This is a genomic window from Nocardiopsis ganjiahuensis DSM 45031 (assembly GCF_000341085.1).
GTDB lineage: Bacteria > Actinomycetota > Actinomycetes > Streptosporangiales > Streptosporangiaceae > Nocardiopsis > Nocardiopsis ganjiahuensis.
The window spans coordinates 146,660-173,186 of the sequence record NZ_ANBA01000013.1 but is presented as its reverse complement, the minus strand read 5'-3'; the positions used below and the strand labels follow the sequence as shown (position 1 = coordinate 173,186).

Sequence of the window (26,527 nt, the reverse complement as noted above, 5' to 3'; positions counted from 1 at the left end):
CCGAACGAGGCCATGGTGCCCGACGGGCTGGCCGGGGCGCCCGGTTCAGCGTTCGAAGAGGATCCGACCGGCACTCCGACGTCCCCGAATCCCGCCGGGCAGGTCGATGTGGGCCTGTCCGCGCCACTCCGTGACAAGGCGATCGAGCTCACGTACGTGACGCGCGTTCAACGCGCTGGCCGGGCAGCCCGATTCGAGGGCCGCGCGGCGCAGCACGCGGGTGCGCAGGGAGGGTTCGGCGTGTTCCAGCGGCTCCACCGCGAGGCTTCCGTCCGCCGCGGGGTTTGCTCCCTCAGCGGAACCCCCGGTGCCGGCGAGCGCCCGGGCCCGCTCGTGGAGGGTGTCCGCGAGCGCGTCCAGGGTGTCGGCATCCGAACGCAGCAGGGCCGCGGTCCTGGCCAGGGCGGCCGCGATCCCCGGCCCCAGCGCGCTCTCCAGGGCGGGCAGCGCCTCGTGGCGCACCCGGGACCGGGCGAAGCGCGGGTCGTGGTTGTGCGGGTCCTCCCACGGGCTCAGCCCCATCAGGGAGCAGGCCTCACGGACGGTGGCCCGGTCCAGGTCCAGGAGGGGGCGCAGGTAGTCCCCGGTGCGCCGGGCCATCCCGGCCAGGGACCGGGCGCCCGATCCGCGGGCCAGCCCGAGCAGGACCGTCTCCGCCTGGTCGTCGAGGGTGTGGCCGAGCAGCGCCACCGCCGGGGCGTGTTCGGCGATCGTCTCGTCCAGGGCGTCGTAGCGGGCCCGCCGCGCCGCGGCCTCGGGTCCGCCGCCGCCGGAGACCCGCACCGCGGCGACCCGGACGGGGTCCAGGCCGAGCCCGCGCAGGACACCCGAGACGGCCTCGGCGTGTCGGCCCGACCCCTCCTGGAGTCCGTGGTCGACGGTGACCCCGCCCGCGGGGACCCCCAGCCGGGGCGCCTCGAAGGCCACCGCGCCGGCCAGGGCCAGGGAATCGGCCCCGCCGCTGCACGCCACCAGCGCGGTGGTTCCCTCCGGCAGGTCGGACAGCACCCGCCGGACCGCCGAACGGACGGCGGCCACGGCGGGGGGCGGACCGCTCACTCGGCGATGGCGGCGGGGCGCACGACCCGTTCGATCCACTGCGAGGGGCTGCGGATCTCCTCGAGGGAGGGCAGCGTCTCGCTCGAGGTCCACACCCTGTTGAACTCGGTCATCCCCACCTGGGCGACGACCTGCCGCACGAAGGCGGCGCCCTCCTCGTACTGCTTCATCTTGAGGTCCATGCCCAGGAGCTGGCGCATGACCCGGTCGAGGGGGTTGGGCGACTGGCGCCGCTTCTGGAAGCGGGCGCGGATGGTCTCCACCGAGGGCACGACCTCCGGGCCGACGGCGTCCATCACGTAGTCGCCGTGCCCTTCGGCCAGGCTCATGACCGCGGTGATCCGGTCCATGAGCGCGTTCTGCTCCGGGGTCTGGAAGGCGGTGAGCAGGTTGCCCTCACCGCCCCGCACGGCGTCGGCCACGGCCTCGCCCGCCTGCCGGAGGCGGTCGATGAGGTCGGAGGCGTCCATCTCCGTGGACAGCAGGAGCTGCTGCATGAGGTCCTGGACGTGCCCCCGCAGCCACGGCGTGGCCGTGAACTGCATCCGGTGGGTCTCCTCGTGCAGGCAGACCCACAGGCGGAAGTCGCGCGGGTCGACGTCCAGCTCGCGTTCGGTGTTGACGATGTTGGGTGCCACCAGGGTCAGGCGACCGGTCGGCGAACTGCCGTCCGGGTCCGGCGGCAGGAAGAGTTCGTACTGGCCGAGGACCCGCCCGGCCAGGTAGGAGAGGACCGCCCCCAGCTGCACCCCGGTGATCCGCGACCCGACCGCGCTGGTCAGGTTCCCGGCCGGGCTGTTCTTCAGCCTGTCGGCGCCCATCTGTTCGAGTACGGGTTCGAGAACAACCCGAAACCCGTCGACGTTGGCTCGAATCCATCCCGGGCGGTCGACGATGACCGCCGGCCCTGAGGGTTCGAGGGGGTTCATTCCGGTGAATTCGCGCACGTGCCCGGCCGCCACAGTGGAAAGCTCGCGCAACTGCACCACGGCCTGCCGTGCGTCGGACAGGTCCACCTGCGGCCCAGGGCGCACGAGGCGGACACCGGTGTTGACGGCTACGTCCCAGTCGATCACAGTCACAACGCCAGCCTACCCACGCGGCGCCCGTGAGCACGGGGATCAGGGCTCTATTTCAGGGCAGACCCCGGGATGCCCCTGAGAGCGACCGAAAGCCCCGGAACCCCGGAACCCCGACCAGCTGAGGGTGGCGGTGGGCGAAGAACTCACCCGCTACCCCTACCCCAGGGGGTGTTCTTTCCTGTTCGAGCGCCGGGAGGCCGATCTTCTGCGACACAGGGCAAGAGGAGCCAAGCCGCCGGCGAGGAACGAGCCAGGCGTAGACGACGATGCTGCGTTTCCTTGAACCCAATCCCTCCGCAAAGGCGCCGAACACGGGCCGAAGTCAGGGGTCGAACTGCGCCGCAGGCGTCCGTTGAGGGTGGTGGTGGGCGACGGGCGGGCGGAGGCCCGAAGCAAACACACCTCAGGAGCACCCGCACCGGCTGAGCGCGGCCGCCAGGGTGTCCAGCTGGGGACCCGAGGCCCCGGGGCTGTTGGCCATCAGGGCGAACACGAACACGTTGCCCTCCTGGTCGTGGATGGTCCCGGCCAGGGTGCTGACCCCGTCCAGGGTGCCGGTCTTGCCGCGGACCAGGCCCGCCGCGTCGTGGGAGGTGGAGTACTCCGAGTAGCGCCCGGCCAGGGTGCCGGTGGAGTGGGCGGTGGGCAGGCCGGTGACGGCCGCGTTGAGGCGGGGCTCGTCGGAGGCCGCCTTGATCAGCTGGACCAGGGCGCGCGGCGTGATGCGGTTCTCGGTGCTCAGGCCGCTGTTGTCGGACAGGCTGACCCCCTCGATCCCCAGGCCGTCCATCACCCGGTGGGTGGCGGCCGCGCCGCCGGCGAAGGAGGGCTCCTCGCCCAGTTCCAGTGCGGCGACCCGGCTCAGGGACTCGGCCATGTTGTTGTCGCTGGCGAGCATCATGAACTCGACCAGGGCGTTCATCGGCATGGAGTCCACGGAGGCGACGGGGTCGCCGGAGGCACCGGCCTCGGCAGGGGAGCCCTCGACGGTCAGCCCGGCCCTCTCCAACTGGTCCGCGAAGGCCTCGGCGGCGGCGAGGGGCGGGTTCGGTGAGCGGGTGGACACGTCGGGGTCCACCCGGCCGCTGTCGACCATCAGCGCGTGGATGGTGGCCGTGCTGCCCTCGGGGACGTAGTTGGGCTTCCAGCCGGGCCCGGTGTCCGAGCCGGTGAAGAGCGAGTCGTCGTACCCGACCGAGACCGTGTCCAGGCCCAGCTCGGCCAGGGCCGCGGCGGTGTCCTCCGCGAGCTCCGACAGGGTCGCTACCTGCGGGTAAGCTGCGGAGTCGGCGGTCGCCGTCAGCGTCACGTCACCCCCACCACGCAGCACCACGCGGTTCTCCGCGGGGTCGAGGTAGGCCTCGGTCCGCAGCACGTGGTCGGGGCCGACGGTGTCCAGAACGGTGACGGCCGTGGCGATCTTCGTCGTCGACGCCGGGGTCACCGGGGTGTCCGCGTCCCGTTCGAAGAGCGTCTCTCCTGTCACGCCGTCAACCACGTAACCGGAGAGGCCCTCCTCGAGCCCGGAGGATGACATGGGATCATCAAGAATGTCCGCGATCCGAGCCGGGTCCGCCGGAGTCGGGGCCGCGGGTGCAACCGCCGCCACGCCGTCGGCGTGCGTGACGGGGTTGGGCACCGCCGGAAGCGGTCGTGCCTCGATCACGTCCAGGGCGACGAACCCAGTGATCAGCACGAATATGTTGAGCAGGGCCAGCGCGAGGAGCGCCTCGCCTCGTACCCGTCGCACCCGGGGCACCTGCCCTTCCTTCGGTGTCGCGGTCTGACGTTGTAGTTATACGGCGACATTAGTCGCATTGGGAGCCGAGATCAGCATGGAATTCGACGTTACGATCGAGATCCCCAAGGGGGAGCGCAACAAGTACGAGGTGGACCACGAGACCGGTCGTATCCGTCTCGACCGCATGCTGTTCACCTCCACCACCTACCCCGCCGACTACGGCTTCGTCGAGGGGACGCTCGGCGAGGACGGCGACCCCCTGGACGCTCTTGTCCTGCTCAAGGCCCCGACGTTCCCGGGTTGCCTGATCCGGGCGCGCGCCATCGGCATGTTCCGCATGCGTGACGAGGCGGGCGGCGACGACAAGCTTCTGTGTGTTCCGGCGACGGACCCGCGCCAGGAGCACCTGCGTGACATTCACCACGTCAACGAGTTCGAGCGCCTCGAGATCGAGCACTTCTTCACCGTGTACAAGGACCTCGAGCCCGGCAAGTCCGTCGAGGGCGCCAGCTGGGTCGGCCGCCACGAGGCCGAGCAGGAGATCATTGCCTCGGTGAAGCGCGCCGAGGAGGCCGGCATGCACGGCGACTCCTCGCACATCACCAGCGAGGACAAGTAGCCGTCAGCGCCACTCGCGTCTCGGTTTCTCGGCGCTTCGGCGTCTTGTAAGGCCCGGCAGGGTTCTCCCGCCGGGCCTTCGCCGTGCCCGGGGCCTCCGGACCCCGGAGGCCCCGGATTCGGGGCCGGCGGGCTCAGGGGGCGGTGGCGCCCAGGGGCGCGTCCGTGCCCAGCTCGTGGACGGGGCCCCTGGCCAGCACGTAACCGGCGAGCGCGAGGACCAGGAGCGCGCACAGCAGGGCGAGGACGAAGGAGAGCAGGGGCGTCCGCGGGACCCGCCGTGAGCCGGGGCGCAGCGGGAAGCCGTCGCGTCCGAAGTGGTCGGCCCGCGCCGCCACGTGCGTGCGGTAGCCGTCCAGCTCCGGACGGCTCATCCCGTTGAGGACCCTGGCCCGGACCAGGTCGGTCTTCTCCGGCAGCGCGAGGGGGCGGGAGTCCCCGTCCGGAGGCGTGCGGCAGCGTTCCCGGTGCCGTTGGCACTCGGCCTCCGCCAGGGCGTGCAGCCACTCCCCCAGCCGGTCGGCGTCCGACAGGCGCAGGATGTGCGCGTGCGCGACGATCAGGGTGTCCCTGAGGACCACGTGGGCGGCGTCCCTGTCACGCAGGACCAGGATGCAACGCCGGTACAGCTCCTCGCCGTAGGCGTCGAGGAGCCTCCCGTAGGCGTCCGCCGATGGGCTCCGGCCAGAGCGCAGGGCGTGCAGAAGATCCCGGTCCGTCATAGACCTAGAATCTACGCCGCGCGCGGGGCGGTGCTCCCCGGTTTGTCGAAAGACGCACCGTTCTCCCGCGTGTCCGCGGTATCGCTGAGCTGCGCGGCGCCGGACCGGCGGGACCGATCCGCCCCTTTTCGGAACAGTTCTCCGGACCGGTGCGCGAGTCCTGCCCCGGCCGGGGGACTAGTCCGGCGGGCGCCGGGGGTGCGGGCTTCGGGGCGGGTCCGGTGGACCGTCCGGATCCGCGGGCGGGTCGGCGGGCGGGTCCTCGCGGCGGTCCCGGCCCGGGTCGGTGAACAACAGCCCCGCGTACCGGGAACGGGCCCACAGCAGCACGTAGGTGAGCACGGTGAGGAAGGCGACCAGCAGCGCGGCCTCGGGCCCCAGGAAGCCGAGCGCCATCACGCCGGCGGCGACCACGACGAGGGCACGCACCAGCACACGCGCCCACAGGCCCTGGTCCTCGGGGCTCAAGGCTGCCCTCTGGGGACGGACGGCTGCACGGCCACTCCTGTCACTACGGCTGTACCGGGGGATGGGTCCCGGTCCGGCGGACGCGCCGTTCTGTCGGGTTCCACATGTCACCACCACGAGACGCCGCCCGCAACACGTTCCGGGCGGACCGGTGATCGGCCCGACACGCACGATTCCCGGCGTTCGCTTGACGCACCACCGGCTTTACTGATCTCCTTGCGTTCATGTATCCGCGCACCCGCACCGACGCCACGGCTCGTACGACCCCCTGGGTCTCCTGCCACCTGGCCTGTGCGGCGTGTCCGTGTTGTCGTCGCTGAGTCGCAGCCGAGAGGTCTTCTGACCCCGCACGACCAGTCCGTGAGCGGCCTCCACCATCCGGTGTGACGGGTCCGCGAACGAGCTCCACCAGGGTGATTCTCCTCTCCGAACGCACGTTCGGAGCGGGCGCCCCTGCCGCCCCGGTCCGCCCGGGGCCCACTGACGACACCCTCGCGGCTCCGGTCACCGAACCCGGCCGCGTCCACGTGAAGGATCTTCTCACGATGCCCCAGCAGGCCTCTGCCGCGACCGCCCTTCGCCCCGCGACGACCGAACACGCCCCCAGGCCGCGCACCGCGTCCGTCTCCCTCGACGGAATCGGCGACGTGGTCGACGCCGGACGCTCCTCCGGCTACGCCCACCTGAGCGAACGCCGTCTGCCCACCCTCGGCCAACTGGTGTCCGCGGCGCGCGGCGCCGCGGTCTCGCTGCGCCGACCGACCCTGTGGCCGACCCGGCGCGGCCGCTGGCAGCCCGCCCCCCGCAGCGCCCGGCGGCACGTGAGCGGCCGTTTCCGGGTGACCGCGGTGGCCCTCGAGCCGAACAGCTTCGTGCCCGGGCCGGTACGGCGCTCCGACCGCCCGCACAACCTTGAGGTACTGCACCTGGTCAGCGGGCGGGCGCACCTGATCACCTCCGGCGCCGACGGCCAGATGCGTTCGGCCGCCGAGCTGGCCGTCGGGCGGACCCGTGTGGTGGGCGACAGCAGCGCCGCAGGGCAGGGCCACCACTACCTGGTGAACACCGGCGACGAGGTCGCCGTCCTGGTCCGGGTGACCGCCTGAGCGAATCTGCGCCTCACTCATCGCCGCCCCGCTCCGGGGCCGCCGCGCGCAACGCTCCGTCCACGGCCTCGATGGCGCGCAGGACCCCGGCGGTGCGCTGGCCCTCGGCGAGGTAGGCGTTCATGACTTGGTCGAGGGCGTGCGGCGGCAACTGGTCGCGCAGGTCCACACGGGCCGTGCGGTACCCCTCCCGGGCCGCGTCCAGAGTCGCGGAGACATACTGGCGCGCCAACCGGGAAAGGGCCACGGGATGGCGCCGCAGGACCCCGTGCAGCCGGTAGTCGGCCGGCACGTGGTCGAACAGCCACTCCAGGGCCGTCTGCTCGAAGGAGTCCGACCCGGGCGGGTGCACACTCGCGGGCCAGTCCGACGTCAGGGACTGATCGGGCATACCACCCAGCATACCCATTGTTCGAAAATATGTTCGATACCCACGGCCCCGAAATGACGGAGCCCTCCGGTCAGTCGGGTCTGTCGGCCTCTTCCTTCTCGGTCTCCTCGGCCGTTCGCCTCTCCAGTTCCACCCGGATGGCCTGTTCCGCCGCGTCCACGGCGGCCCGAGCGGTGATCGCGTTCGTGTGCGCCCGGTCCAGCTCCTCCAGCAGGATGCAGTCGAACGAGACCCGCGCATCGTGGATGGCGGCTTCCAGCTGACGTGATGCCTCTTCCAGACTCATATTTCTCCTTTCCCCAGAAGTCGCTACCCGCACACACCCGTGTGCACTCGCCTCACACGCAACTGCCGTCCCGACAGGTCAGCGGGATCGCGTCCGGGCGGCTTCGGAAGGGGGCCGGCGGGGTAGGTCACCGGTCGGGCCGAAGCACGCTGACCACTCAGGAGCGCACATGGTCTACCTCATCCTCGTCCTGCTCGCGATCTGGCTGATCCTCGCCATCCTCGGCATCGTGATCAGAGGGCTGTTCTGGCTGGCCGTGATCGGCGGCCTCCTGTTCGTCGCGACCGCGGTGTGGGGCTGGCTGCAGAACCGCCAACGCACCTGACACCCGAGGCACGGGGCCGGATCGCGGCCCGCAGCGGGGAGCGGGACTCCGGGCGGGGCCCGGGGTCAGGGCTCCAGCGCGGGCCGCCCCTCTTCGCCGACGCGCCGCACGACTCCGCGCGCACGCACCTCGTCACCGCCCAGGCGGGCCCGGACCACCCGGACCGCCTCGTCGGTACGCCCCAGCGCGACCAGGTTGCGCACCCGCGCGAGCAGTTCGGCGGGGAGTTCGTCGGGATGGCGCTGGGCGGGAACGTATCCCCCCACGTGTCCGTCAGCGTTCACGCCGGGGTCGGCCCTCGGAGGCGGTTCGGGCTCCGCCACCGCCACACGTGCCTCCATGTGGGCGAGAACGCGGCGCAGGGCATAGGAACCAACGCCGAGGACGACCACGGCTCCCATCAGGGCGAACAGCATGAACAGAAGGCTCATAACGCCCACCTACCCACACTTCGGACACGACAGGGTCAATGCCCCCACACGCGGAGTAATCATTCCCCCAAGCCCACCCGTCGCCCTCCACCACCCTCAACGGACGCCGCCGGCGCAGCCCCACCCTCTTCGTCACCCTCCACCACCCTCAACGGACGCCGCCGGCGCAGCCCCACCCTCTTCGTCGCCCTCCACGGACGCCTAGGGCGCAACACCGCCCGCACCCCGGTCCGGGACGTCCTCCGGCAGCAGGGTCTGGAGTTCGGCCACATCGGGACTGTCCCCCGCCAGGGCCGCTGCCTCGATCCGCCGCGCCTGCCGGGTCACGCTCGCCTCGAACAGCGCGCGCACCCGGTGCCCGTTGCCCTCGGCGAAGCGCGCCCCGTCCGACCCCACCAGCCTCAGGAGCGTCCGCCGGGTCGACGCCGGGACCAGGAGGTCGGCCCGTTCGGCCATACCCACGAAGATCTCCACCAGCTCCTCCCGGCTGTAGGGGGCGAACTCCACCGTCCGGGAGAACCGCGAGGCCAGCTCGGGGTTGCCCGACAGGAACCCGGCCATCTCCCGGGAGCGGCCCGACACGATCACCACGACCTCGTCGCGGTGCTCCTCCATGAGTTCGAGCAGAGTGTCGACCACGTTCTGGCCGACCCCCCGGCCTCCGGTGAAGTCCCTGGTCAGCACATCCGCGTCGGTGACGAACAGCAGGCCGCCGCGGGCCCGCTCGAACAGCTCCCGCGTCCGCCGGGCCACCTGCCCCGGCCCCCGCTGGCCCGGCGGACCCACCAGGCTCCCCGGCGCGGCCTCCACCACGTGCCCCCGGGACAGCACCCCCAGAGCGGCCAACAGCTCCCCGTAGAACCGCGCCACCGTGGCCCTGCCGGTCCCGGACGGCCCCAGGAACACCAGGTGCCGCGCGGACGGCGGCCGCTCCCCCTCCGCCCGGCCGCGGTGCGCCCCCGCCAGGAGCTCCGCGAGTCCCTTCACCTGTCGCTTGGCCTCGGCCAGACCCACCATGCCGTCCAATCCGGCCAGCAGGGCGGCCACCCGGGCGCCGTCCCTGGGCCCGCCCGGCCCTGCGGTGAGCCCCACGGCCACCACACCCTCCAGATCGGCGGGCAGGACCCGGGTGAGGTCCTCCACGGTCTGGTAGCCGCCGGCCACGATCCGGTCGCCCTGGGCCCGGAGCGCCTCCTCGAACATGCTCCGCACCTCCCGGCCGTTGCCGGAGGCCCCCTCGGGCAGCCGCCCGCGGAAGTGCCGGACCAGGAGGTCGAGCGTCCCCTCGCCCAGGGTGTAGCCCTGCGTCCCGGCCATCCCCGCGAAGATCCCGCCGAGCTGCTCGGGGGAGTAGTCCTCGAACTCGACGGTGCGCGCGACCCGCGACCGCAGCACCGGGTTCGCGTCGAGGAAGCCCCTCATCTGCCCGGAGTGCCCCGCGAAGACGACCACGACCTCCTCCCGCAGCTCCTCCATGAGCCTGGCGAGGGTGTCCACGGCCTCCTGTCCGCTACCGCTCCCCCGGTCCGCCCCGTCCCCGTGCGCCAGCGCGTACGCCTCGTCCACGAGCAGCACGCCGCCGCGGGCCCGCTCCACGAGGGCCGCGGTCCTCTGCGCCGTCCCGCCGAGCTGGTCGGAGATCAGGTCCGCCCGTGAGGCCTCCAGGACCTGTCCCTTGCGGAGCAGGCCGAGCGAGCGCAGGATCTCCCCGTACAGCCGGGCCACGGTCGTCTTGCCGGTCCCGGACGGCCCCGAGAACACCAGGTGGCGGCTGACGTTGAGCGCCGGGAACCCCGCCTCCACCCGTTTGGCGCTCACCAGATGGAAGTTGACGAGCGACCGGATCTCCTTCTTCACCCGCTCCAGCCCCACCAGCCCCTCCAGCTCGTCGAGCAGCGCCTCCAGCGGGCGGGCCCGGTCCCGGACGGTCCCGTCGCCGGCACCCTTGGCCTCGGTCCCGCCCCCCGCGGGCACCGCCGCGCCCCGGCCCGCGGCCCGGGCGGTGACCCGGTCGCCGTCCCCGCCCCGGTTGCCGCTGAAGGTGCTGTCCTCCAGGTACACCGACGCGCTGCCCGCGGCCCACAGGCCCTCCTCGTCGTTGCCGGACACGGTGCACCGCACCAGCCGCACCCGGCCGCCGTCCTCCACCATGAGCCCGTCGCCCCGGCCGTCCCGGATGGCGGTGTCCTCCAGCGCGGCGACCCCGCGCTCCGCCACCCGGACACCGCGCTCCCCGCTCCCGGACAGGGTGGAGGAACGGATCGTGACGTGCCCTCCCTGGACGTAGACGGCGTCCTCGCCGCAGTCGGACAGATCGGCGTGGTGGAGCTGGATCTCGGTGCCGTCGAGGATGTTCAGGCCGTCCTCACGGGCGTCGCGCAGCACCATGCCGCGCACCGTGAGCGTGGCGTCCTCACGGCTGTGGATCCCCGAACCCACGTCGTGGCCGACGATGTCCTCGAAGACCCCCCGGCCGCCCACCACGATCGCCATCGGGCCGTGCCAGCGGCTCACCCGCAGGTCGCTCACCTCGAACCTGGAGCGGACCGAGGCGATCGCGCCGCGCTCCTCCTCCCCGCTCTCGGCCACGGACATCCCCGAGACGGTGGCCCTGGCCCCGTCGGCCACCAGCAGGGCGGCCTTGCCGATCCGCGTGCACCGCAGATCGGTGATGGTCGCCTCGCCGCCGTCGACGAGCACGGCGTCGGTGGCGGTGCCGCTCACCGTGAGCCCCTTGACCGTGAGCCTGCCGCCCTCGATCGCCACCCCGGTGCGGGTGGCGTCGGTGATCTCGCAGTCGTTCAGCTCGGCCTCGGAGTCCCCGTGGACGAAGAAGGCGTCGGTGTCCGCCTTGCGGGCTCCCTCCACCACCATGCGGGTGAAGGTCGCCCTGGAGCGCTCGTAGACCCGGACCGGCCAGTCGTAGGAGCCGGTGACCCTCAGGTCTGTGAAGTCCGGGCGGGCCCGGTCGCGGACGTAGACGCCGCCGCCGTCGACCAGCGCGCAGTCGGTGAACTCCGGGGCGGCGTTGGCGACGTAGAGGGTGTGCCAGTCGTCGTGGGCCCCGGTGAAGACCGTCCCGCTGACCTTCGGCGAGCACTCCCCCTGCACGGCGATCACCGCCCCGGCGAAGTAGCAGTCGCGGACGCTTCCCTCGCTCCCGTCCCACAGCAGCCCGCTGTCCTCGAACCGGCAGCCGGTGATCTCCGCGCGGGCGCCCACCACGTTGACCCTCCTGGGCGCGGTGAAGACGCAGTCGACCGCCTTGAGCCGGGCGCCCTTCTGCACGTACAGCGGCGGGTACTCCTCGGAGGGGCTCCGCACGGAGATCCCGTTGATCTCGAGGCTCCCGCCCTCGTGCACGTTGAACACGTTGGTCTCGTTGGCGGCGACGACCGTCACGGTCCCGGCGCCCCCGGTGGGTGTCACGACCACCCGCCGCTGCACCCCGATGACCTGCGGCTCCACGTACTCACCCGGCTCCACCCGCAGGTGGAGGCCGGCCGCGGAGTACCGGTGGTCCCGGATCGCCTTCCCGATCGAGGAAGTGGCGGCGGGGTCTGTCTTCGAGACGCGGACCGTGATCATCCATCGACTCCCAAGGGGGTATCGGCCCCGGCGCCGCGCCGGAGGGTCTGCGCTATGTACCGTATCCACCTGGGACGCCGGGAACCCGGGTCAGCGCACACACCTGTGGCCAGGGTCGGTCAGAACCCCGCAACCCCCAGGTCACTCTCCTCCCGGCACTCCGCCGACGTCCTCCGGCGACAGGGTCTGGAGCTCGGTCACGTCCGGCTGCCCGCCGTCCAGCACCGCCGCCTCGATCCGTCGCGCCTGCCGGGTCATGGCGGCCTCGAAGAGCTTGCGGACCTCGCGTCCGTTGCCGTCGGCGTAGAGCTCCGGGTCCCGGGCGAACACCCCGGCCAGTGCGGCCCGGGTCCGGTCCGGGACCAGGAAGGTGGCGCCCTCGGCCATGCCCACGAAGATCTCCACCAGCTCGTCCCGTCCGTAGGGGGCGAACTCCACCGTCCGGGAGAACCGCGAGGCCAGGCCGGGGTTGCTGGCCAGGAACCCGTCCATCTCCCCGGTGTATCCGGCCGCGATCACCACGACCTCGTCGCGGTGGTCCTCCATGAGCTTGAGGAGGGTGTCGATGGCCTCCTGTCCGAAGTCGCTCCCGGACGCTCCCGAGCGCGACAGGGTGTACGCCTCGTCGATGAACAGCACACCGCCACGGGCGCGTTCGAACACGTCCTTGGTCTTCTGCGCCGTCTGCCCCACGAAGGAGCCCACGAGGTCGGTGCGGGCCGCCTCGATCACCTGGCCCTGGGCCAGTACGCCCAGAGCGGCCAGGATCTCCCCGTACAGCCGGGCCACCGTGGTCTTTCCGGTCCCGGGAGGGCCGGAGAACACCAGGTGCTGGGAGTGCATCGTCGCGGTCAGCCCGGCCTCCTGCCGGCGCCGGGTGGTCGAGATGAGGCTGACGATGTCGGCCACCTCGCGCTTGACCCCGGAGAGGCCGACCATCCCCTCCAGCCGGGCCATCAGCTCCCGGGTCTGGTCGGCGTCCTTGGGCGCGCCCACCCGCGCGGACAGGCCGGTGTCCACCACGCCCTCCAGGTCGGCGGGCAGGATCAGGGAGAGTTCGTCGACGCCGGGGTCGTCGGCCTCCACGATCCGGCCGGCCTGGGCCTGGACCACCTCCTCGAACAGCCTCCGCGCCTCACGCCCGTTGCCGAAGGTCTCGTCGCGCTTCTGCCGCTGGAAGTGCCGCACCAGGAGTTCGCGCACACCCTCACCGAGCTCGTAGCCCTGTTTCGGCGCCATGTTCCCGAAGATGGTCGTGAGCTGCTCGGGCGAGTAGTTCTCGAACTCGATCGTGCGCGCCACCCGGGAGCGCAGCCCCGGGTTCGCGTCGAGGAAGGTCCGCATCTCACTGGAGTAGCCGGCGAAGACGATCACGACCTCGTCACGCAGGTCCTCCATCAGCTTGATGAGGGTGTCGATGGCCTCCTGGCCGAAGTCGGACCCGGTGCCGAACTGCCGGGACAGGGCGTACGCCTCGTCCACGAACAGCACCCCGCCGCGGGCCCGCTCCACCACCTCGGTGACCTTCGCGCTGGTCCCGCCCAGGTGTTCGGCGACCAGATCCTGCCGGGCCGCCTCGACGAACTGCCCGCTCTCCAGTGCCCCCAGTGAGCGCAGGATCTCCCCGTACAGCCGGGCCACGGTGGTCTTGCCGGTCCCGGGAGGGCCGGAGAAGACCAGGTGGCGGCTGACGTTGAGCGCGGGGAGCCCGGCCGCCGCACGCTTGGCGTTGACCTGCTGGAAGTTGATGAGGGAGCGGACCTCCTTCTTCACACCCTCCAGCCCGACCATCCCGTCGAGCTCGGCGAGGAGGCCGTCCAGGGGGTTGCTCTCACCCACCGGCGCGTCCGCCCGGGTCGGACCCTCCCCCGCACCCGTCGCGTGGGCCCGTACCGGCTCATCGCCCTTGTTCTCGGTGACGGAGGTGCCTTCCCGGATGACGGTCGCGTCCTCGTGCGCGTGCACCCCCTTGCCCTGGTGCCCGGTGACCTCACACCGGACCAGGCGGGCCCGGCTGTCCGAGTCCACGATCATGATCCCGTGGTCCTCACCGTCCCGGATGGAGGTGTCCTCCAGGGTGACGATGCCGCCCTCGGTGACTCCGATCCCCTGCCCGCTGCTCCGGCTCACCGTCGACGAGCGCATCACGAGGCGCGCGCCCTTGACATGGACGGAGTCGAAGGAACAGTCGGAGAGGTCGGCGTCAGTGACTTCGACGAACGCACCGGACTCCGCACTCAGGATGTTTCCGTCGATCTCGGAGGCCTCCATCCCGAGAATCCTGACCGTGCTGTCGTTCAGGGCCACGATCCCGCCCTCGGTGTGGTTCGCGGTGATGTCGCGCAGAGTGGCTTCGGACTCCATGATCCCGACCGCGGCACCCACCAGGCCCGACACCCGTGACCCTTCCAGCGTGATCCGGGAGCGTTCCACACCGATACCGAACAGGCCCTTCTCGGTCCCCGTGCGGTGATCACGGATCTCGACGTCGGACAGTTCGGCGTGGGCGTCGATCACGCGTACCCCGTTCTGGCCGAACCTTCTGAGGGTGAGCCCGCGGGCGGTCACCTTGCCCCCCTCGATCCTGAGGCCGCTGCCCTCCATGTCCTCACAGGTGACGTCGTTCAACGTCACCGTCGCCTTGTCCATGTAGAAGGCCACCGTCCGCGCCTTCGTGACCTTCCCTCCGTCAACGCTCCCCGAGGTCTCCTGGGCGAAGGTGACCGAGCCCCGCCCGTCCACCCCTCCGTCCACGGTCAGGTCGGTGAAGTCCGCCCGGGTGTCCTTGCCCTTGACAAAAACCGGTATCCACTTCTGCCCGGTGACCGAGAGGTTGGCGAACCGTGCCCTGGCCCCTCCCGCCACCATCACGGCGGGCCGGTCCCTCGCCCCGCCGTTCGTGATGTTGCAGTCGGTGACCGTGACCGAGCCCCCCTTGATGTTCAGGTTGTTCCACGTGGGGTGCCCGCCGGTGAACTCGACCGGACCCGCTTCCAGAGAGACCCCCTCCCCCACCGTGAGGGTGGCCTCCCGGAAGACGGAGTCGCGGATCTGGCTGCTGCCCTCGGTGCAGAAGACACCCGCGCCTTCGAAGGTGCAGTTCACCAGCTCGTGTGCGCGACCGCCCAGAGTCACACGGGTGGTGGACCGGAACAGGCAGTCGACCGCCTTGAACCGGGTGCCTTCGTGCGTGAACACCGGCGGATACCGCTCACTGTCGCTCAGGACCTGGACCCCGTAGAGCTCCAGTTCGCCCTTCACGTTGAAGACGTTGGAGTCCTGAGCCCCTGAGACGACCACCGTGCCGGGCCCCTGGGACGGCACCACGACCAGCTTCCGGTTCACGACGACGACCCGGGGCTCCACGTAGTGCCCGGCATCCACCTGGAGGTACAGGTCCGTGCCGGGCCACCGGGGGTCCCGGACCGCGGCGCCGAGGGAGGGGAAGGCACGAGGGTCGGTCTTCGACACGCGGACCGTGATCATCGGGCGGCTCCTGGAGGGGTTCGGGGGCTGTGCGCGCTATGTACCGTAGCGCTCACTTCTCCGCCCGTTCCTCCCGGACGCTCTCCCGGTCCTCGCCCCCGTTGTCCAGGAGAACGGTGTCCTGCCTCTCCACGGCCGCTTCCGGGTGCGCCCGTACACCGGCCAGGGCGTTGCCGGTGATCCGGGAGCGGAGTAGCGCAGCCCGGCTCTCCGCGTCGAGCACACGGACCCCGGCCTCGTTCCCGTCCCGGATCACCGTGTCCTCCAGGGTCAGTTCGCCGCCCTGCCCGGCCACGGCACCGGGCCCGGTGGCACCGCTGACCGTCACCGAGGTCAGGGTGAGGGAGCCGCCGTCGGCCCAGCAGGCCTCGCGCTCGCTACCGGAGACCAGGGCGTCCACCGCTGTCAGGGACCCCCCTTTCCTGGCGGAGAAGGCGCTGCCCCGGTTCTCGGTGATCCGCGCGTCGTGCACCGTGACCGTGCTGTTCTCGCCGGCCAGGAAGGCGGTGCCCCAGTTCTCGCCGACCTGGGCACCGCGCACCGCCACCGTGCTGTCCTCGCCGGCCATGACCACGTATTTCACGCGTTCGGTGGAGACCGACGTCAGTGTCGCCCGGCCGCCGGTGGTGGTCATGAGTACCGTCCCGTTGAGGTCCGAGGCCCTGACCCCGTCCGCTTCCAGGCGGCAGTCCGAGAGGTAGAACCCGCTGGCCGGGGTTTCGGAGTCCGGGAGCCCGCCCGCGAACTCCACGTCCGACAGCTCGATCCGGCTCCTGGCGGCCGTGATCCCCGGTTTGGCCAAGCGCCTGAAGACGAGCCCCCGGCCCGTGAGACGCCCGTCCATGACGAGGAAACCCTCCTTGCCGGTGTTCTCGACGATCACGTCCCTGACGGTGGCCGAACCCTTCTTCACCGACATGACCGCAGAAGCGGCGCCTTCGGCGTCGATCCGGGAGGAGGTGAGGCAGATCTCGGCGCCCGGCCCGACGCCCACCCCGACCTTGGTGTGCTTCCAGCCGGTCAGGTTGAGGCGGTCGAGGGCGATGCGGGTTCCCTCACCGGTGGCGTAGACCGCGGCACCCGGGCTGTCGCTGATCGAGAGGTCGGTGAACCTGACGTCGGCTCCCTCCTTCACGAAGACCGAGGCGCCGTCGGGGGGCCCGGTAGCGGTCATGACGCAGTCGGTCACCGTCACGCTGGACTCGGCGGCGATGACGGCGCTGCGGTCGTAGTCACTGAACCGGACCGAACTGACGGTCGGGTTGACCGCCCGCCAGAAGAGCAGGGACGCCCCCCGGAAGACGGCGTCGCGCACGAAGCCGCCGGTGCCCCGTTTCCAGAAGAGCCCGCAGCCGTCGAACCGGCAGTTCACGACCTCGGTGCCGTCCCCCTTGACCTCGATCTCGGCACCGGAGGTGAACACGCTGTCGACCGCCTTGAACCGGGTCCCCTCCTCCGCGAGGATCGTCGGACAGCCCGGGGCGTCCTGCCTGCCCCGGACGTGGACGCCGTAGAGCTCCAGCGCGGCCCGGTCCCCCTTCACCACGAACACGCTGTCCGCGGCCGAGGCGGAGATCTCCACGGTGCCGGGTCCCCCGACCGGGACGACCATGACCCTGGTGGAGATCTCCAGGGCGTAGGGCTCCGTGTAGTGGCCGGGCTCCACGTGGAGGTACAGGTCCGTGTTCGCGTACCGGGCGTCCCGCAGGACCGCCCTCAACGAGGGGAATGCGTGGGGGTCGGTCTTCGAGACCCGGGCGGTGTACATCCGAAGGCTCCCGGCTTGAGGGGTCGTGTGCGCTACGTACGCTAGCGCCCGCCCCGGCCGGGGAGCGCGCCCCCGCCCCGATCTCGCTGGCCCCCTTTTTTTGGCCCCCAACGCGAAACGCCACCCCGTGATGGGGTGGCGTTTTCGCTGGAGCCGCCTATCGGAATCGAACCGATGACCTATTCATTACGAGTGAATCGCTCTGCCGACTGAGCTAAGGCGGCACACCGGCACGTGTTGTACGTGCCGAAGCAGAAACCAGTCTAACGCCTCCGCCGAGTGGGGCGTACCGGTTTCCTGTGCGCCGTGCCACCCGTCACCCGGCGTCGTCCGCGAGATGCGCGGCGCAGGCCATGCCGTCCTCCGGTACGGCCAGTTCCAGCAGGTAGTCGTCGACGATCGTGTCCACGCAGTTGTCACCCATCCGGTAGCCGGTGTGGCCGTCGCCGTCCCGGGTGACCAGGAAACCCGAGTCGAGCTGCCCGGCGAGCGCCTCGGCCCAGGCGTAGGGGGTGGCGGAGTCACGCGTGGTGCCCACCACCATGATCGGGTCGGCGCCGGGGGCGTTGAGCTCACCGAGCGGGGCCACCGCGTCCTCGGGCCAGAACGCGCAGGTGAGCGCACCCCAGGCCAGCATCGGGCCGAACATCGGCGACTCCTCGGCCGCCTCGGCCGCCGCGTCCGCGTAGGCCTCCACCTCGCGCGGAGCGACCGAGTCGGAGCAGTTCACGGCGGTGAGCGCCGCGGTCGAGTTCTCGTACTCGGCCAGGTCGCCGCGCCCGTACAGGTCGTCACCGAGCAGCAGCAGGCCGGTGCCGTCACCGGTCTCCATGGCGTCGGTGAGCGCCTCGCGCACCCGCGGCCACCAGTTCTCGGTGTACAGGGCGGCGAGCACCCCCAGCTCCGCGCGGGCCCGGTTGACCTCGCGGCCGTCACCGGTGGTGTTGGCCAGCGGTTCGGCGGCGGCCCCCTCCAGGAAGGCGTCCAACACCGCGATGCCCTCCTCCACGGTGCTGCCCCGCGAGCCGAGCGGGCAGTCGGGTCTGGTCAGGCAGTCCTGGACGAAGGAGTGCAGCGCCGTCTCGAACCCGGTGGCCTGTTCCACGCTGATGCTCAGCTGGTCCTGGCTCGGGTCGACCGCGCCGTCGAGGACCAGTGCCCGGACCCGCTCCGGGAACTGGTCGGCGTACTGCGCGCCGATGTGCGTGCCGTAGGAGGCGCCGAGGTAGGTGAGCTCCTCGTCGCCGAGCAGCCCGCGCAGCACGTCCATGTCCCGGGCGACGTCGGCGGTGCCGATGTTGCGCATCAGGTCGGGGTCGTTCTCCTCGCAGGCCTCGACGAACTCCCTGTTCTTGGCCTCGATCTCGGCCAGCCCTTCGGGGCTGAGGTCGGCGAGGTCGTCGGCACCCTCCCCGCCGCCGTAGTCCGTGCCGAGGAACTCGTCGATCTCCTCTGCGTCCAGGCAGGTCAGCGGGGTGCTCCGGCCCACACCGCGCGGGTCGAACCCGACCACGTCGAAGCTCTCCCGGACCGCCTCGCTGACGGTGTAGGGGGCGTGGTCGACGAAGTCGTAGCCGGAGCCGCCGGGACCGCCGGGGTTGACCATCAGGGAGCCGATGGTGTCGTTCCCGGTGGCGGGGAAGCGCTTGACCGCGATCTCGATCCGCTCCCCGTCGGGGTCCTCGTAGTCCAGCGGGACCTCGAAGACCGTGCACTCGCTGCCGGGCAGGCCGCTCTCACACTCCTCCCAGACCAGTTCCTGCTCGGTGATCTCCGGGCGGGCGCCGCCACCGCCGCCACCGCCGCCGTCGGCCGCGTCTCCGCCGCCCGTGCAGCCGGTGAGCAGTACCGTCCCGACGAGCAGTACCGCCAACGGATCCCGAAGCCTCGTGCCCACCCGTAACCGCCTTCACTCGAATCCCGTAGCCGCACCATTCTCCCGGGGCCCGCCGCCGGCCTCACCCCGACCCCGCCGCCTACCCGGCGAGCAGCGCGGAGGTCATCGCCTCCATGGCGATCTGCGGGTGCACGTTGGCCCCGATCCGCTCGCGGCAGACCATGATCGCGTCGATCCTGCGGAGCGTGGACTCGGGGGTGCCGGAGCGGGCGAGCCGGTCCAGGTCGCCGGAGCGCTCGGCGGTGGACAGCTCCACCGTCGCGCCCAGCTGGAGGGCGAGCACGTCCCGGTAGAAGGCGGCCAGGTCGAGCAGGGCCCGGTCGTAGGAGTCCCGCTTGATCCGGGTGGCCCTGCGCTTCTGCCGCTCGTCCAGGTCCTTGAGCGCCCCCGCGGCGCCGCGGAGCGCCTTGGCCACGCCCTTGCCGGTGGAACCCTCGCCGAAGGCCGCCCTGAGGTCGTCCTTCTCCTTCTCGTTGAGGGACGTGGTCAGCGCCTTGGACTCCTCCTCGGCGATCTCGTACAGGCGCGCGGCCGCGGTGACGCAGGCGCCGAGCCCGTCGAGCCGGGCCGGGATGGACAGGACCTCCTCCCGGCGGCGACGCGCCTCCGGGTCGGTGGCCAGCTGCCGGGCCCGGTCGACCCGCCCGGCGGCGGCTCTGGCGGCCGCCTCGGCGGCGACCGCGTCCACCCCGTCGCGCTGGACGAGGGCGTCGACGATCTGCCGGGTGCCGGGGGTGGCCAGGGTGACCATCCGGCAGCGGGAGCGGATGGTGATGAGCAGGTCGTCCGGGGTGGGCGTGCACAGCAGCCACACCGTGCGCGGCGAGGGTTCCTCCACCGCCTTGAGGAGCGCGTTGGAGGCCGCCTCGGTAGCCCGGTCGGCGTCCTCGAAGAGCACGATCCGGAAGTTGCCGCCGGAGGGCTTGGACCCGGCCCGGAGCACGAGCTCACGGGTGGCGGCCACACCGAAGCTCAACCCGCTGGGCTGCACGTACAGCATGTCGGGGTGGGTTCCGGTCAGCACCTGGTGGCAGGAGTCGCAGTGCCCGCATCCCCCCTCCCTGCACTGGAGGGCGGCCGCGAAGGCGCGGGCCGCCTCCTCCCGGCCGGAGCCGGGCGGGCCGGTGAACAGCCAGGCGTGGGTCATCCCGGCGCCGCGCCCGCCGGCGAGGAGGTCGGCCGCGCCGGCGACGGCGCGTCGCAGTTGTGCGCTCGCCGCCTCCTGGCCGACGAGGTCGTCGAAGACCGTCAAGCTTGCCCCCCGGGCCACATGGAATGTCTGAACCCAGGATAGGAGCCCCCGCCGACACCCGGACCGTTTTCCACAGGCCCCCCTGCGCCCGCGCGTCGGCCCCCGGGCACCGACGCGACTTCTCCCACCTGGTTGTCATCGGGGCCGGACCAGGTCAGAAGGGGCGCCGACGCGAACCCCGGGGCCCGGTCGCGGATCTACTCCGGTAGGGGCGGACGCGGGGGCGCCGCCCACCGGACACAGAGGGGAAGCACATGTCGAAGGTACGAGGAATCACCATGCTGTTCGCGTCGGGCGCCATGGCCGCGGGGTTCGGCCTCGCGGGGGCTCCCGCCGCGCTGGCCGACGGACCGGAGACGCCTCCCGAGGTGGTCGCCGCGATCGAGGCCGCCGCGTGGCCCGAGCTCACGGAGGGCCAGGAGACCTGGGAGGTCTCGGTCGTCAAGTTCCTGCTCGTGGAGTACGGCTACCTCGACGTCACCGAGGCCACCGAGCACTTCGACGAGCGGCTGGGCGACGCCGTGGCGGACTACCGGCAGGACAGGGGCCTGGAGCCGGCCAGGGCCGTGGACGGGGACGTGTGGGAGGCGCTCACCGACGACCTGGGCGTCGTGCGCCAGGGCGACAGCGGCAACCGGGTGAAGGCCGTGCAGTACGCGCTGCTCGAGGGGCACGGCTACGACCTGCTCCTGGACGGGGAGTTCGGCCCGGCCACGCGGACCGCGGTGGTCGACTTCCAGACCGGAGCGGAGATCGACGCGGACGGCGAGGTCGGTCCGATCACCTTCCAGGCCCTGCTGACCCCCGACGACGTCTCCGTCCGCTGACCCCGGACCCGACCCCGGACCCGGACCCCGGACAGCGCGTAGGGCCCCTCCCGCTGCGGGAGGGGCCCTACGCACACGATCGAACGGCTACCGGGTTCCCGGGGATCCGCTCGGAGGTTCCCGGAGGCTACTGCTCGGGCCGGATCACCGGGATCATGCCGGTGACCGCCTCGGAGCTGGAGTCGATCGGGTCGGGCAGCAGCGGACGCATCCGCCGCTGGATCTCCCGGGTGATCTTCTCCTGCGGCTCACGGGCGTCCAGCACCAGGTAGCGGTCCGGGTTCTCCTCCGCCAGGGCCCGGAAGCCCTTGCGGACCCGGGTGTGGAACTCCACCGACTCGGACTCGATGCGGTCGGCCGGACCGCCCAGACGGGACAGGCCGTCCTCGGGGCGCACGTCCAGCAGCACCGTCAGGTCCGGGACCAGGTTCTGGGTGGCCCAGGAGCTGATCTCCTTGACGTCCTCCACCGCCAGGTCGCGCCCGGCGCCCTGGTAGGCGAGCAGGGAGTCGACGTAGCGGTCGCTGATCACCACGGCACCGCGCCGCAGCGCCGGGAGGATCTCCTGCTCGACGTGGTCGGCCTTGTCCGCCGCGTAGAGCAGCACCTCGGCGCGGTGGGTGATGTGGGAGTTCTCGCGGTCGAGCAGGATGCCGCGCAGGCGCATACCGAGCTTGGTGGCGCCCGGCTGCCGGGTGCCCACCACCTCGAAGCCCTGGTCGCGCAGCCACACCGTCAGCTCGCGCACCTGGGTGGACTTGCCGGCGCCCTCGCCGCCCTCCAGCACGATGAACGCCCCGGTGAGCGGGGTGTCCTCCTCCTCTTCGGCCTGGGGGGAGACCCCGCGCAGGGCCGCGAAGAGTTCGGGGAGCAGGCCGGGCCCGGCCTCCGGGTCGTCCCGGTTGACCTGCTGGTAGGCGACGACCGCGGCGATGACCGCGAACAGGCCGCCCACCATGAGGACCAGGCCGCTGCCGTGCAGGTCGTAGCTGAGCGGACCGCCGAGCGGGATCTCGTGGTCACCGGCGAACCCGGCGGCCAGCGGGGCCAGGACGGCGCCCAGGAGCAGGGCCAGGCGGCCGGTGCCGTGCAGGAGCGCGAACGCGGCGTCGCGCTGGTCCTCCTCGACCTCGATGCTGATCAGGGAGGTGCCCGTCACCCAGGCCAGACCGGCGCCCAGGCCCAGGACCAGCACCAGGACAGCGGAGAGCACCATGTCGGCGATGGCGCCGGTGAAGAGCAGGGCCAGGGCGCTCAGGACGACGGCCAGCCCGAGCAGGCGGCGTCGGCTGAACTGCTTGAGGACCCGCGGCCCGGAGACCAGGCCCAGACCCAGGCCCAGGAAGAGCGCGGCGACCAGGACACCGAAACCGGCGTTGCCCGCGCCGAGGTTCTCCACGTGCGGTCGGCCCGCACCGAGGACCAGACCGCCCGCGGCCGCCGTGGCGGCCAGACCGACGACCACACCGCGCACGAGCGATCCGCTGCCGACCGCCGCGCGGCCGGCGAGGACCGCGCGGAGGGTGTTCGCGTCACGGTTGGGGCTCAGCGAAGTCTTGGACACCGTGTGCTTGGGCAGCGGCAGTCCGGCCACGACGATCGCCGCGACGAAGAAGGTCAGGGCGTTCAGATAGAGGGCGACGTCCGCCTCAGGGTTGGCCATGGACGGCACGAGCGCGCCCAGCAGGTTGCTGACCGAGGCCAGTGCCGCGAACAGCAGGGCCGCGACCGGTGCGGCGCCGTAGGTCGCCAGCAGGGTCAGCTTGTCGGCCTGTCCGAGCATCCGCTTGGGGACGAGGCTGGGGATCGTGGCGTCCCGGGCGGGCGTCCAGAACAGTTCGACGATCTCCGCGAGGAGGCCCGCGATCAGCAGCCACTCCAGCGCGAAGCCGGGGAACAGCAGCCCGACGACCGGGATGGAGGCGTAGAGGAGGCCTCGCAGGACGTCGCCGCCGACCATCGCCCACCGCCGGTCCAACCGGTCCGCGACGGCCCCGACGAGGGGGCTGAGCAGTACGGAGGGGGCGAGTTTGACGGCGACGACGCCGGTGACGGCGAGGTATTGGACGAGTGTGGAGCTGTCGGCGGTGAAGATGGCCGCGAGGGACACCAACGCCATCAGGCTCAGCCAGTCCCCGAGGCTGGAGAGGGAAAGCGAGATCCACAGCCTTCTGAAGGGTGGGATCGCGAGGACGTTCTGCGCCTCGGCCGGCGCTCCCAGGGGTGCAGATCTGCTCATAGCGCTCAAGATTATCGATGAGGGGGATAGGAACTGACAGGCGTCGACAGCCTGTCCAGGGAATTCGGGGGAAACGTCCGGGGACCACACACGTTTCGATGTGCCCGTCCGTCACACCCAGCGTAGTACGGAAGATCATCACCGCACAGAGCGGTGAAGTTGCGTATCCGTTGCGAAAGACCGGTAAACCGCTCACCCGGGCGCCCCGCGTGGGAACGCCCGGATGAGTACGTACGAGCGCGGTCCGCCTACTCCTCGGCGGCCTTCTTCGCCGCCGTCTTCGGCTCACCGGTCTTCTTGGCGGCCGGCTTCTTCGCCGCCGCCTTCTTGACGGTGGTGGTCGTCTTCTTCGCGGCGGGCTTCTTCGCCGGGGTCTTCTTGGCCGCGGGCTTCTTCGCCGGCGCCTTCTTCTTGGCGGGGGCCTTGGCCCGGCGCTCGGCCAGCAGCTCGGCGGCGCGTTCGTCGGTGATCGACTCGATCTCGTCACCCTTGCGCAGGGAGGCGTTGGTCTCCCCGTCGGTGACGTAGGGGCCGAACCGGCCGTCCTTGATCACCATCTTGACGCCCGACTCCGGGTCCTCGCCGAGCTCGCGCAGCGGCGGGGCGGCGGCGCGGCGGCCGCGCTGCTTGGGCTGGGCGAAGATCGCCTGGGCCTCCTCCAGGGTGACCGTGAACATCTGCTCCTCGGTCTCCAGGGAGCGGCTGTCCGTGCCCTTCTTCAGGTACGGGCCGTAGCGGCCGTTCTGGGCGGTGACGTCCTCGCCGTCGAGCTGGCCCACCACACGCGGCAGGGACAGCAGGCGCAGGGCGTCCTCCAGGGTGACCGTGTCCAGGTCCATGGTCTTCAGCAGCGAGCTGGTGCGCGGCTTGACCTTGGCCGCCTTCTTCGCCTTGGGCTTGGCCTCGCCCTCGGGCTCCTCCGGCTCCGGGATGACCTCGGTGACGTAGGGGCCGTAGCGCCCGGACTTGGCGACGATCGTGCGACCGGTCTCCGGGTCGGGGCCGAGCTCGCGGTCGCCGCTGGGCTGGGCGAAGAGCTCCTCGGCCTTGGCCTCGGTGAGCTCGTCCGGCGCCAGGTCGTCCGGCACGTTCACCCGCACGCCCTCGCGGTCCAGGTAGGGGCCGTAGCGCCCCACCCGCAGCACGATGTCGGTACCGGGCAGCGGGATGGAGCTGACCTCCTTGGGGTCGATCTCGGAGAGGTGGTCGCCCACCAGCTCCTTGAGCCCCGTCTCCTGGTTGCCGTCGGAGTCCTGACCGCCGAAGTAGAACCGGCGCAGCCAGGGCAGGCTCTCGGCCTCGCCGCGGGCGATGTCGTCGAGGCTGTCCTCCAGCCGGGCGGTGAACTCGTAGTCCACCAGGTTGCCGAAGTGCCGCTCCAGCAGCTGCACCACGGCGAAGGCCAGGAAGGACGGCACGAGCGCCGTGCCCTTCTTGAACACGTAGCCGCGGTCGAGGATGGTGCCGATGATCGAGGCGTAGGTGGAGGGGCGGCCGATCTCCCGCTCCTCCAGCTCCTTGACCAGGGTGGCCTCGGTGTAGCGTGCGGGCGGCCGGGTGCTGTGCCCCTCCGCCTCCAGGCTCTGCGCCTTGACCGGGTCGTCCTCGGCCATGGCGGGCAGGCGGCGCTCGCGGTCGTCCAGGTCCGCGGCCGGGTCGTCGGAACCTTCCACGTAGGCCTTGAGGAAGCCGTGGAAGGTGATGACCTTGCCGCTGGCGCTGAACTCGGCGACCTCGCCGTCGGCCGAGGTCCCCTCGATCCGCACGGTGACGGACTCACCGACCGCGTCCTTCATCTGGGAGGCGACGGTGCGCTTCCAGATGAGCTCGTAGAGGCGGAACTCGGGGCCGCTCAGGCCGCTCTCGTTGGGGGTGCGGAAGGTCTCACCCGCGGGGCGGATCGCCTCGTGGGCCTCCTGCGCGTTCTTGACCTTCTTGGCGTACACGCGCGGCTTGTCCGGCAGGTAGTCGCCGCCGTACAGGCGCCGCACCTGGTTGCGGGCGGCGTTGACCGCGCTGCTCGACAGCGTGGTGCTGTCGGTACGCATGTAGGTGATGTGCCCGTTCTCGTACAGCCGCTGGGCGACCTGCATGGTCTGCTTCGCGGACAGGTTGAGCTTGCGGGAGGCCTCCTGCTGGAGGGTGGTGGTGCGGAAGGGCGCGTACGGCGAGCGGCGGTAGGGCTTGCGCTCCACCGACTTCACGGCGAACCCGGCCCCGGCCAGGCGCTCGGCCAGGCCCCGGGCGGTCGCCTCGTCCAGGTGGCGCACGTCGCGGTCGGAGCGGATGGTGCCCTGCGGGTTGAAGTCGCGTCCGGCGGCGATCCGCTTGCCGTCGACGGAGACCAGGGTGGCGGGGAAGGTGGTCGGCCCGTCGGGGACACCGGCCTCGGTGGCGTCGAAGAGCGCCTTGAGGTCCCAGTACTCGGCGGAGGTGAACGCCATGCGCTCGCGTTCGCGCTCGACCACCAGCCGGGTGGCCACGGACTGCACGCGGCCCGCCGAGAGCTTCGGCATGACCTTCTTCCACAGCACGGGGGAGACCTCGTAGCCGTAGAGGCGGTCCAGAATGCGCCGTGTCTCCTGGGCGCTCACCAGGCGGGTGTTCAGGTCGCGCGTGTTGTTCGCGGCGTGCTGGATGGCGTCCTTGGTGATCTCGTTGAAGACCATCCGGCGGACGGGGATCTGGGGGTTGAGTTCTTCGCGCAGGTGCCAGGCGATCGCCTCGCCCTCGCGGTCCTCATCTGTGGCCAGCAGGAGGAGGTCGGCGTCGGCCATGAGCTCCTTGAGCTTCTTGACGTGCGCCTTCTTGTCGGTGTTGACGACATAGAGCGGTTCGAAGTCGCCGTCCACGTCCACACCGAGCCGTGCCCAGGGCTGCCCCTTGTACTTGGCTGGGATCTCCGCGGCCTTGGTGGGCAGGTCACGGATGTGACCGATGCTGGACTCCACGACGTAGCCGCGCCCCAGATAGCCGGCGATGGTCTTCGCCTTGGCTGGTGACTCGACGATGACGAGAGCGGTGCCCGCCCCCTGACTTGCCTTGTCCTTCGAGCCGTTCTTGCCGGCGCTGCCCTTCGTGGGTGGCACGCTGTTTCCCCTACGTCTAGCCTTACGTGTTCTGTCGGCCGCGGTCCTTCGGATCCCGTGGGAACCGACAGTAACCGAACTACAGGCACTCCCCCGTCGGTGAGCGGGCCTGGTCCCCCGCTCGGGGCTCACCCTTCGCGGACTCCGGGCCA

19 protein-coding genes and 1 tRNA gene are annotated in these 26,527 nt (G+C 71.5%); 4 read left to right on the top strand and 16 right to left on the bottom strand.

Features of this window, described 5'->3' with window-relative positions; translation table 11 throughout:
• Positions 1-45: 45 nt before the first annotated feature.
• The 3 genes from tilS to dacB form a co-directional block, all read right to left on the bottom strand.
• On the bottom strand, positions 46-1,059 hold the full coding sequence (tilS, locus tag D458_RS0118645) for a tRNA lysidine(34) synthetase TilS (protein ID WP_017588271.1): 1,014 nt from the start codon (positions 1,057-1,059) through the stop codon (positions 46-48).
• Positions 1,056-2,135 carry a zinc-dependent metalloprotease gene (locus D458_RS0118640; RefSeq protein WP_026119453.1) on the bottom strand — a complete coding sequence of 360 codons (1,080 nt, stop codon included), beginning with the start codon at positions 2,133-2,135 and terminating at the stop codon, positions 1,056-1,058. The genes tilS and D458_RS0118640 overlap by 4 nt, the downstream gene beginning before the upstream one ends.
• A 409-nt stretch (positions 2,136-2,544) precedes the next feature.
• Complete coding sequence (gene dacB / locus D458_RS0118635; RefSeq protein ID WP_026119452.1) at positions 2,545-3,900, bottom strand: D-alanyl-D-alanine carboxypeptidase/D-alanyl-D-alanine endopeptidase; 1,356 nt, start codon at positions 3,898-3,900, stop codon at positions 2,545-2,547.
• 76 nt (positions 3,901-3,976) lie between these two features.
• On the opposite strand from dacB, the gene D458_RS0118630 reads away from it, so the two are divergent.
• Positions 3,977-4,501 carry an inorganic diphosphatase gene (locus D458_RS0118630; RefSeq protein WP_017588269.1) on the top strand — a complete coding sequence of 175 codons (525 nt, stop codon included), beginning with the start codon at positions 3,977-3,979 and terminating at the stop codon, positions 4,499-4,501.
• 133 nt (positions 4,502-4,634) lie between these two features.
• Here the strand turns inward: D458_RS0118630 and D458_RS0118625 are convergent, their stop codons facing one another.
• Positions 4,635-5,222: an RNA polymerase sigma factor gene (locus tag D458_RS0118625; RefSeq protein WP_017588268.1), complete on the bottom strand. Its 588-nt coding sequence runs from the start codon at positions 5,220-5,222 to the stop codon at positions 4,635-4,637.
• Positions 5,223-5,399: 177 nt separating this feature from the next.
• Positions 5,400-5,690 (bottom strand): hypothetical protein, encoded by a 291-nt coding sequence (locus D458_RS0118620; protein ID WP_017588267.1) that lies wholly within the window; start codon positions 5,688-5,690, stop codon positions 5,400-5,402.
• A gap of 545 nt (positions 5,691-6,235) precedes the next feature.
• On the opposite strand from D458_RS0118620, the gene D458_RS0118615 reads away from it, so the two are divergent.
• Positions 6,236-6,796, top strand: a complete 561-nt coding sequence (locus tag D458_RS0118615) for a hypothetical protein (protein ID WP_026119450.1) — start codon at positions 6,236-6,238, stop codon at positions 6,794-6,796.
• 13 nt (positions 6,797-6,809) lie between these two features.
• Here the strand turns inward: D458_RS0118615 and D458_RS0118610 are convergent, their stop codons facing one another.
• Both D458_RS0118610 and D458_RS0118605 read right to left on the bottom strand, forming a co-directional pair.
• Positions 6,810-7,199 (bottom strand): hypothetical protein, encoded by a 390-nt coding sequence (locus D458_RS0118610; protein WP_017588265.1) that lies wholly within the window; start codon positions 7,197-7,199, stop codon positions 6,810-6,812.
• Positions 7,200-7,257: 58 nt separating this feature from the next.
• The gene (locus D458_RS0118605; RefSeq protein WP_017588264.1) at positions 7,258-7,473 is read right to left on the bottom strand and encodes a hypothetical protein; all 216 of its coding nucleotides are present in this window, start codon (positions 7,471-7,473) and stop codon (positions 7,258-7,260) included.
• Between the two features lie 169 nt (positions 7,474-7,642).
• Here D458_RS0118605 and D458_RS37020 point away from each other — a divergent pair, with 169 nt between their 5' ends.
• Positions 7,643-7,798: a hypothetical protein gene (locus D458_RS37020; protein WP_017578808.1), complete on the top strand. Its 156-nt coding sequence runs from the start codon at positions 7,643-7,645 to the stop codon at positions 7,796-7,798.
• A gap of 65 nt (positions 7,799-7,863) precedes the next feature.
• Here the strand turns inward: D458_RS37020 and D458_RS0118595 are convergent, their stop codons facing one another.
• The 7 genes from D458_RS0118595 to D458_RS0118565 form a co-directional block, all read right to left on the bottom strand.
• Positions 7,864-8,229 carry a hypothetical protein gene (locus D458_RS0118595; protein ID WP_017588263.1) on the bottom strand — a complete coding sequence of 122 codons (366 nt, stop codon included), beginning with the start codon at positions 8,227-8,229 and terminating at the stop codon, positions 7,864-7,866.
• 201 nt (positions 8,230-8,430) lie between these two features.
• Positions 8,431-11,817 (bottom strand): right-handed parallel beta-helix repeat-containing protein, encoded by a 3,387-nt coding sequence (locus D458_RS0118590; protein ID WP_017588262.1) that lies wholly within the window; start codon positions 11,815-11,817, stop codon positions 8,431-8,433.
• Between the two features lie 141 nt (positions 11,818-11,958).
• Positions 11,959-15,303: an AAA family ATPase gene (locus tag D458_RS0118585; RefSeq protein WP_017588261.1), complete on the bottom strand. Its 3,345-nt coding sequence runs from the start codon at positions 15,301-15,303 to the stop codon at positions 11,959-11,961.
• 52 nt (positions 15,304-15,355) lie between these two features.
• Entirely contained in the window at positions 15,356-17,071 is a 1,716-nt protein-coding gene (locus D458_RS0118580) for a right-handed parallel beta-helix repeat-containing protein (protein WP_017588260.1), read from the bottom strand.
• Between the two features lie 148 nt (positions 17,072-17,219).
• A tRNA-Thr gene (locus D458_RS0118575) sits at positions 17,220-17,295 on the bottom strand.
• A 92-nt stretch (positions 17,296-17,387) separates the two neighbouring features.
• Positions 17,388-18,944: an alpha/beta hydrolase gene (locus D458_RS0118570; protein WP_017588259.1), complete on the bottom strand. Its 1,557-nt coding sequence runs from the start codon at positions 18,942-18,944 to the stop codon at positions 17,388-17,390.
• Between the two features lie 103 nt (positions 18,945-19,047).
• The gene (locus tag D458_RS0118565) at positions 19,048-20,220 is read right to left on the bottom strand and encodes a DNA polymerase III subunit delta' (RefSeq protein WP_017588258.1); all 1,173 of its coding nucleotides are present in this window, start codon (positions 20,218-20,220) and stop codon (positions 19,048-19,050) included.
• 254 nt (positions 20,221-20,474) lie between these two features.
• Between D458_RS0118565 and D458_RS0118560 the strand changes: the two genes are divergently transcribed.
• Positions 20,475-21,047, top strand: a complete 573-nt coding sequence (locus tag D458_RS0118560; protein ID WP_026119448.1) for a peptidoglycan-binding domain-containing protein — start codon at positions 20,475-20,477, stop codon at positions 21,045-21,047.
• Positions 21,048-21,174: 127 nt separating this feature from the next.
• On the opposite strand, the gene tmk is transcribed toward D458_RS0118560, so the two are convergent.
• Together tmk and topA are read right to left on the bottom strand one after the other, a co-directional pair.
• The gene (gene tmk, locus D458_RS0118555) at positions 21,175-23,286 is read right to left on the bottom strand and encodes a dTMP kinase (RefSeq protein ID WP_026119447.1); all 2,112 of its coding nucleotides are present in this window, start codon (positions 23,284-23,286) and stop codon (positions 21,175-21,177) included.
• Positions 23,287-23,534: 248 nt separating this feature from the next.
• Positions 23,535-26,375 (bottom strand): type I DNA topoisomerase, encoded by a 2,841-nt coding sequence (topA, locus tag D458_RS0118550; RefSeq protein ID WP_017588254.1) that lies wholly within the window; start codon positions 26,373-26,375, stop codon positions 23,535-23,537.
• Between the last annotated feature and the right edge of the window lie 152 nt (positions 26,376-26,527).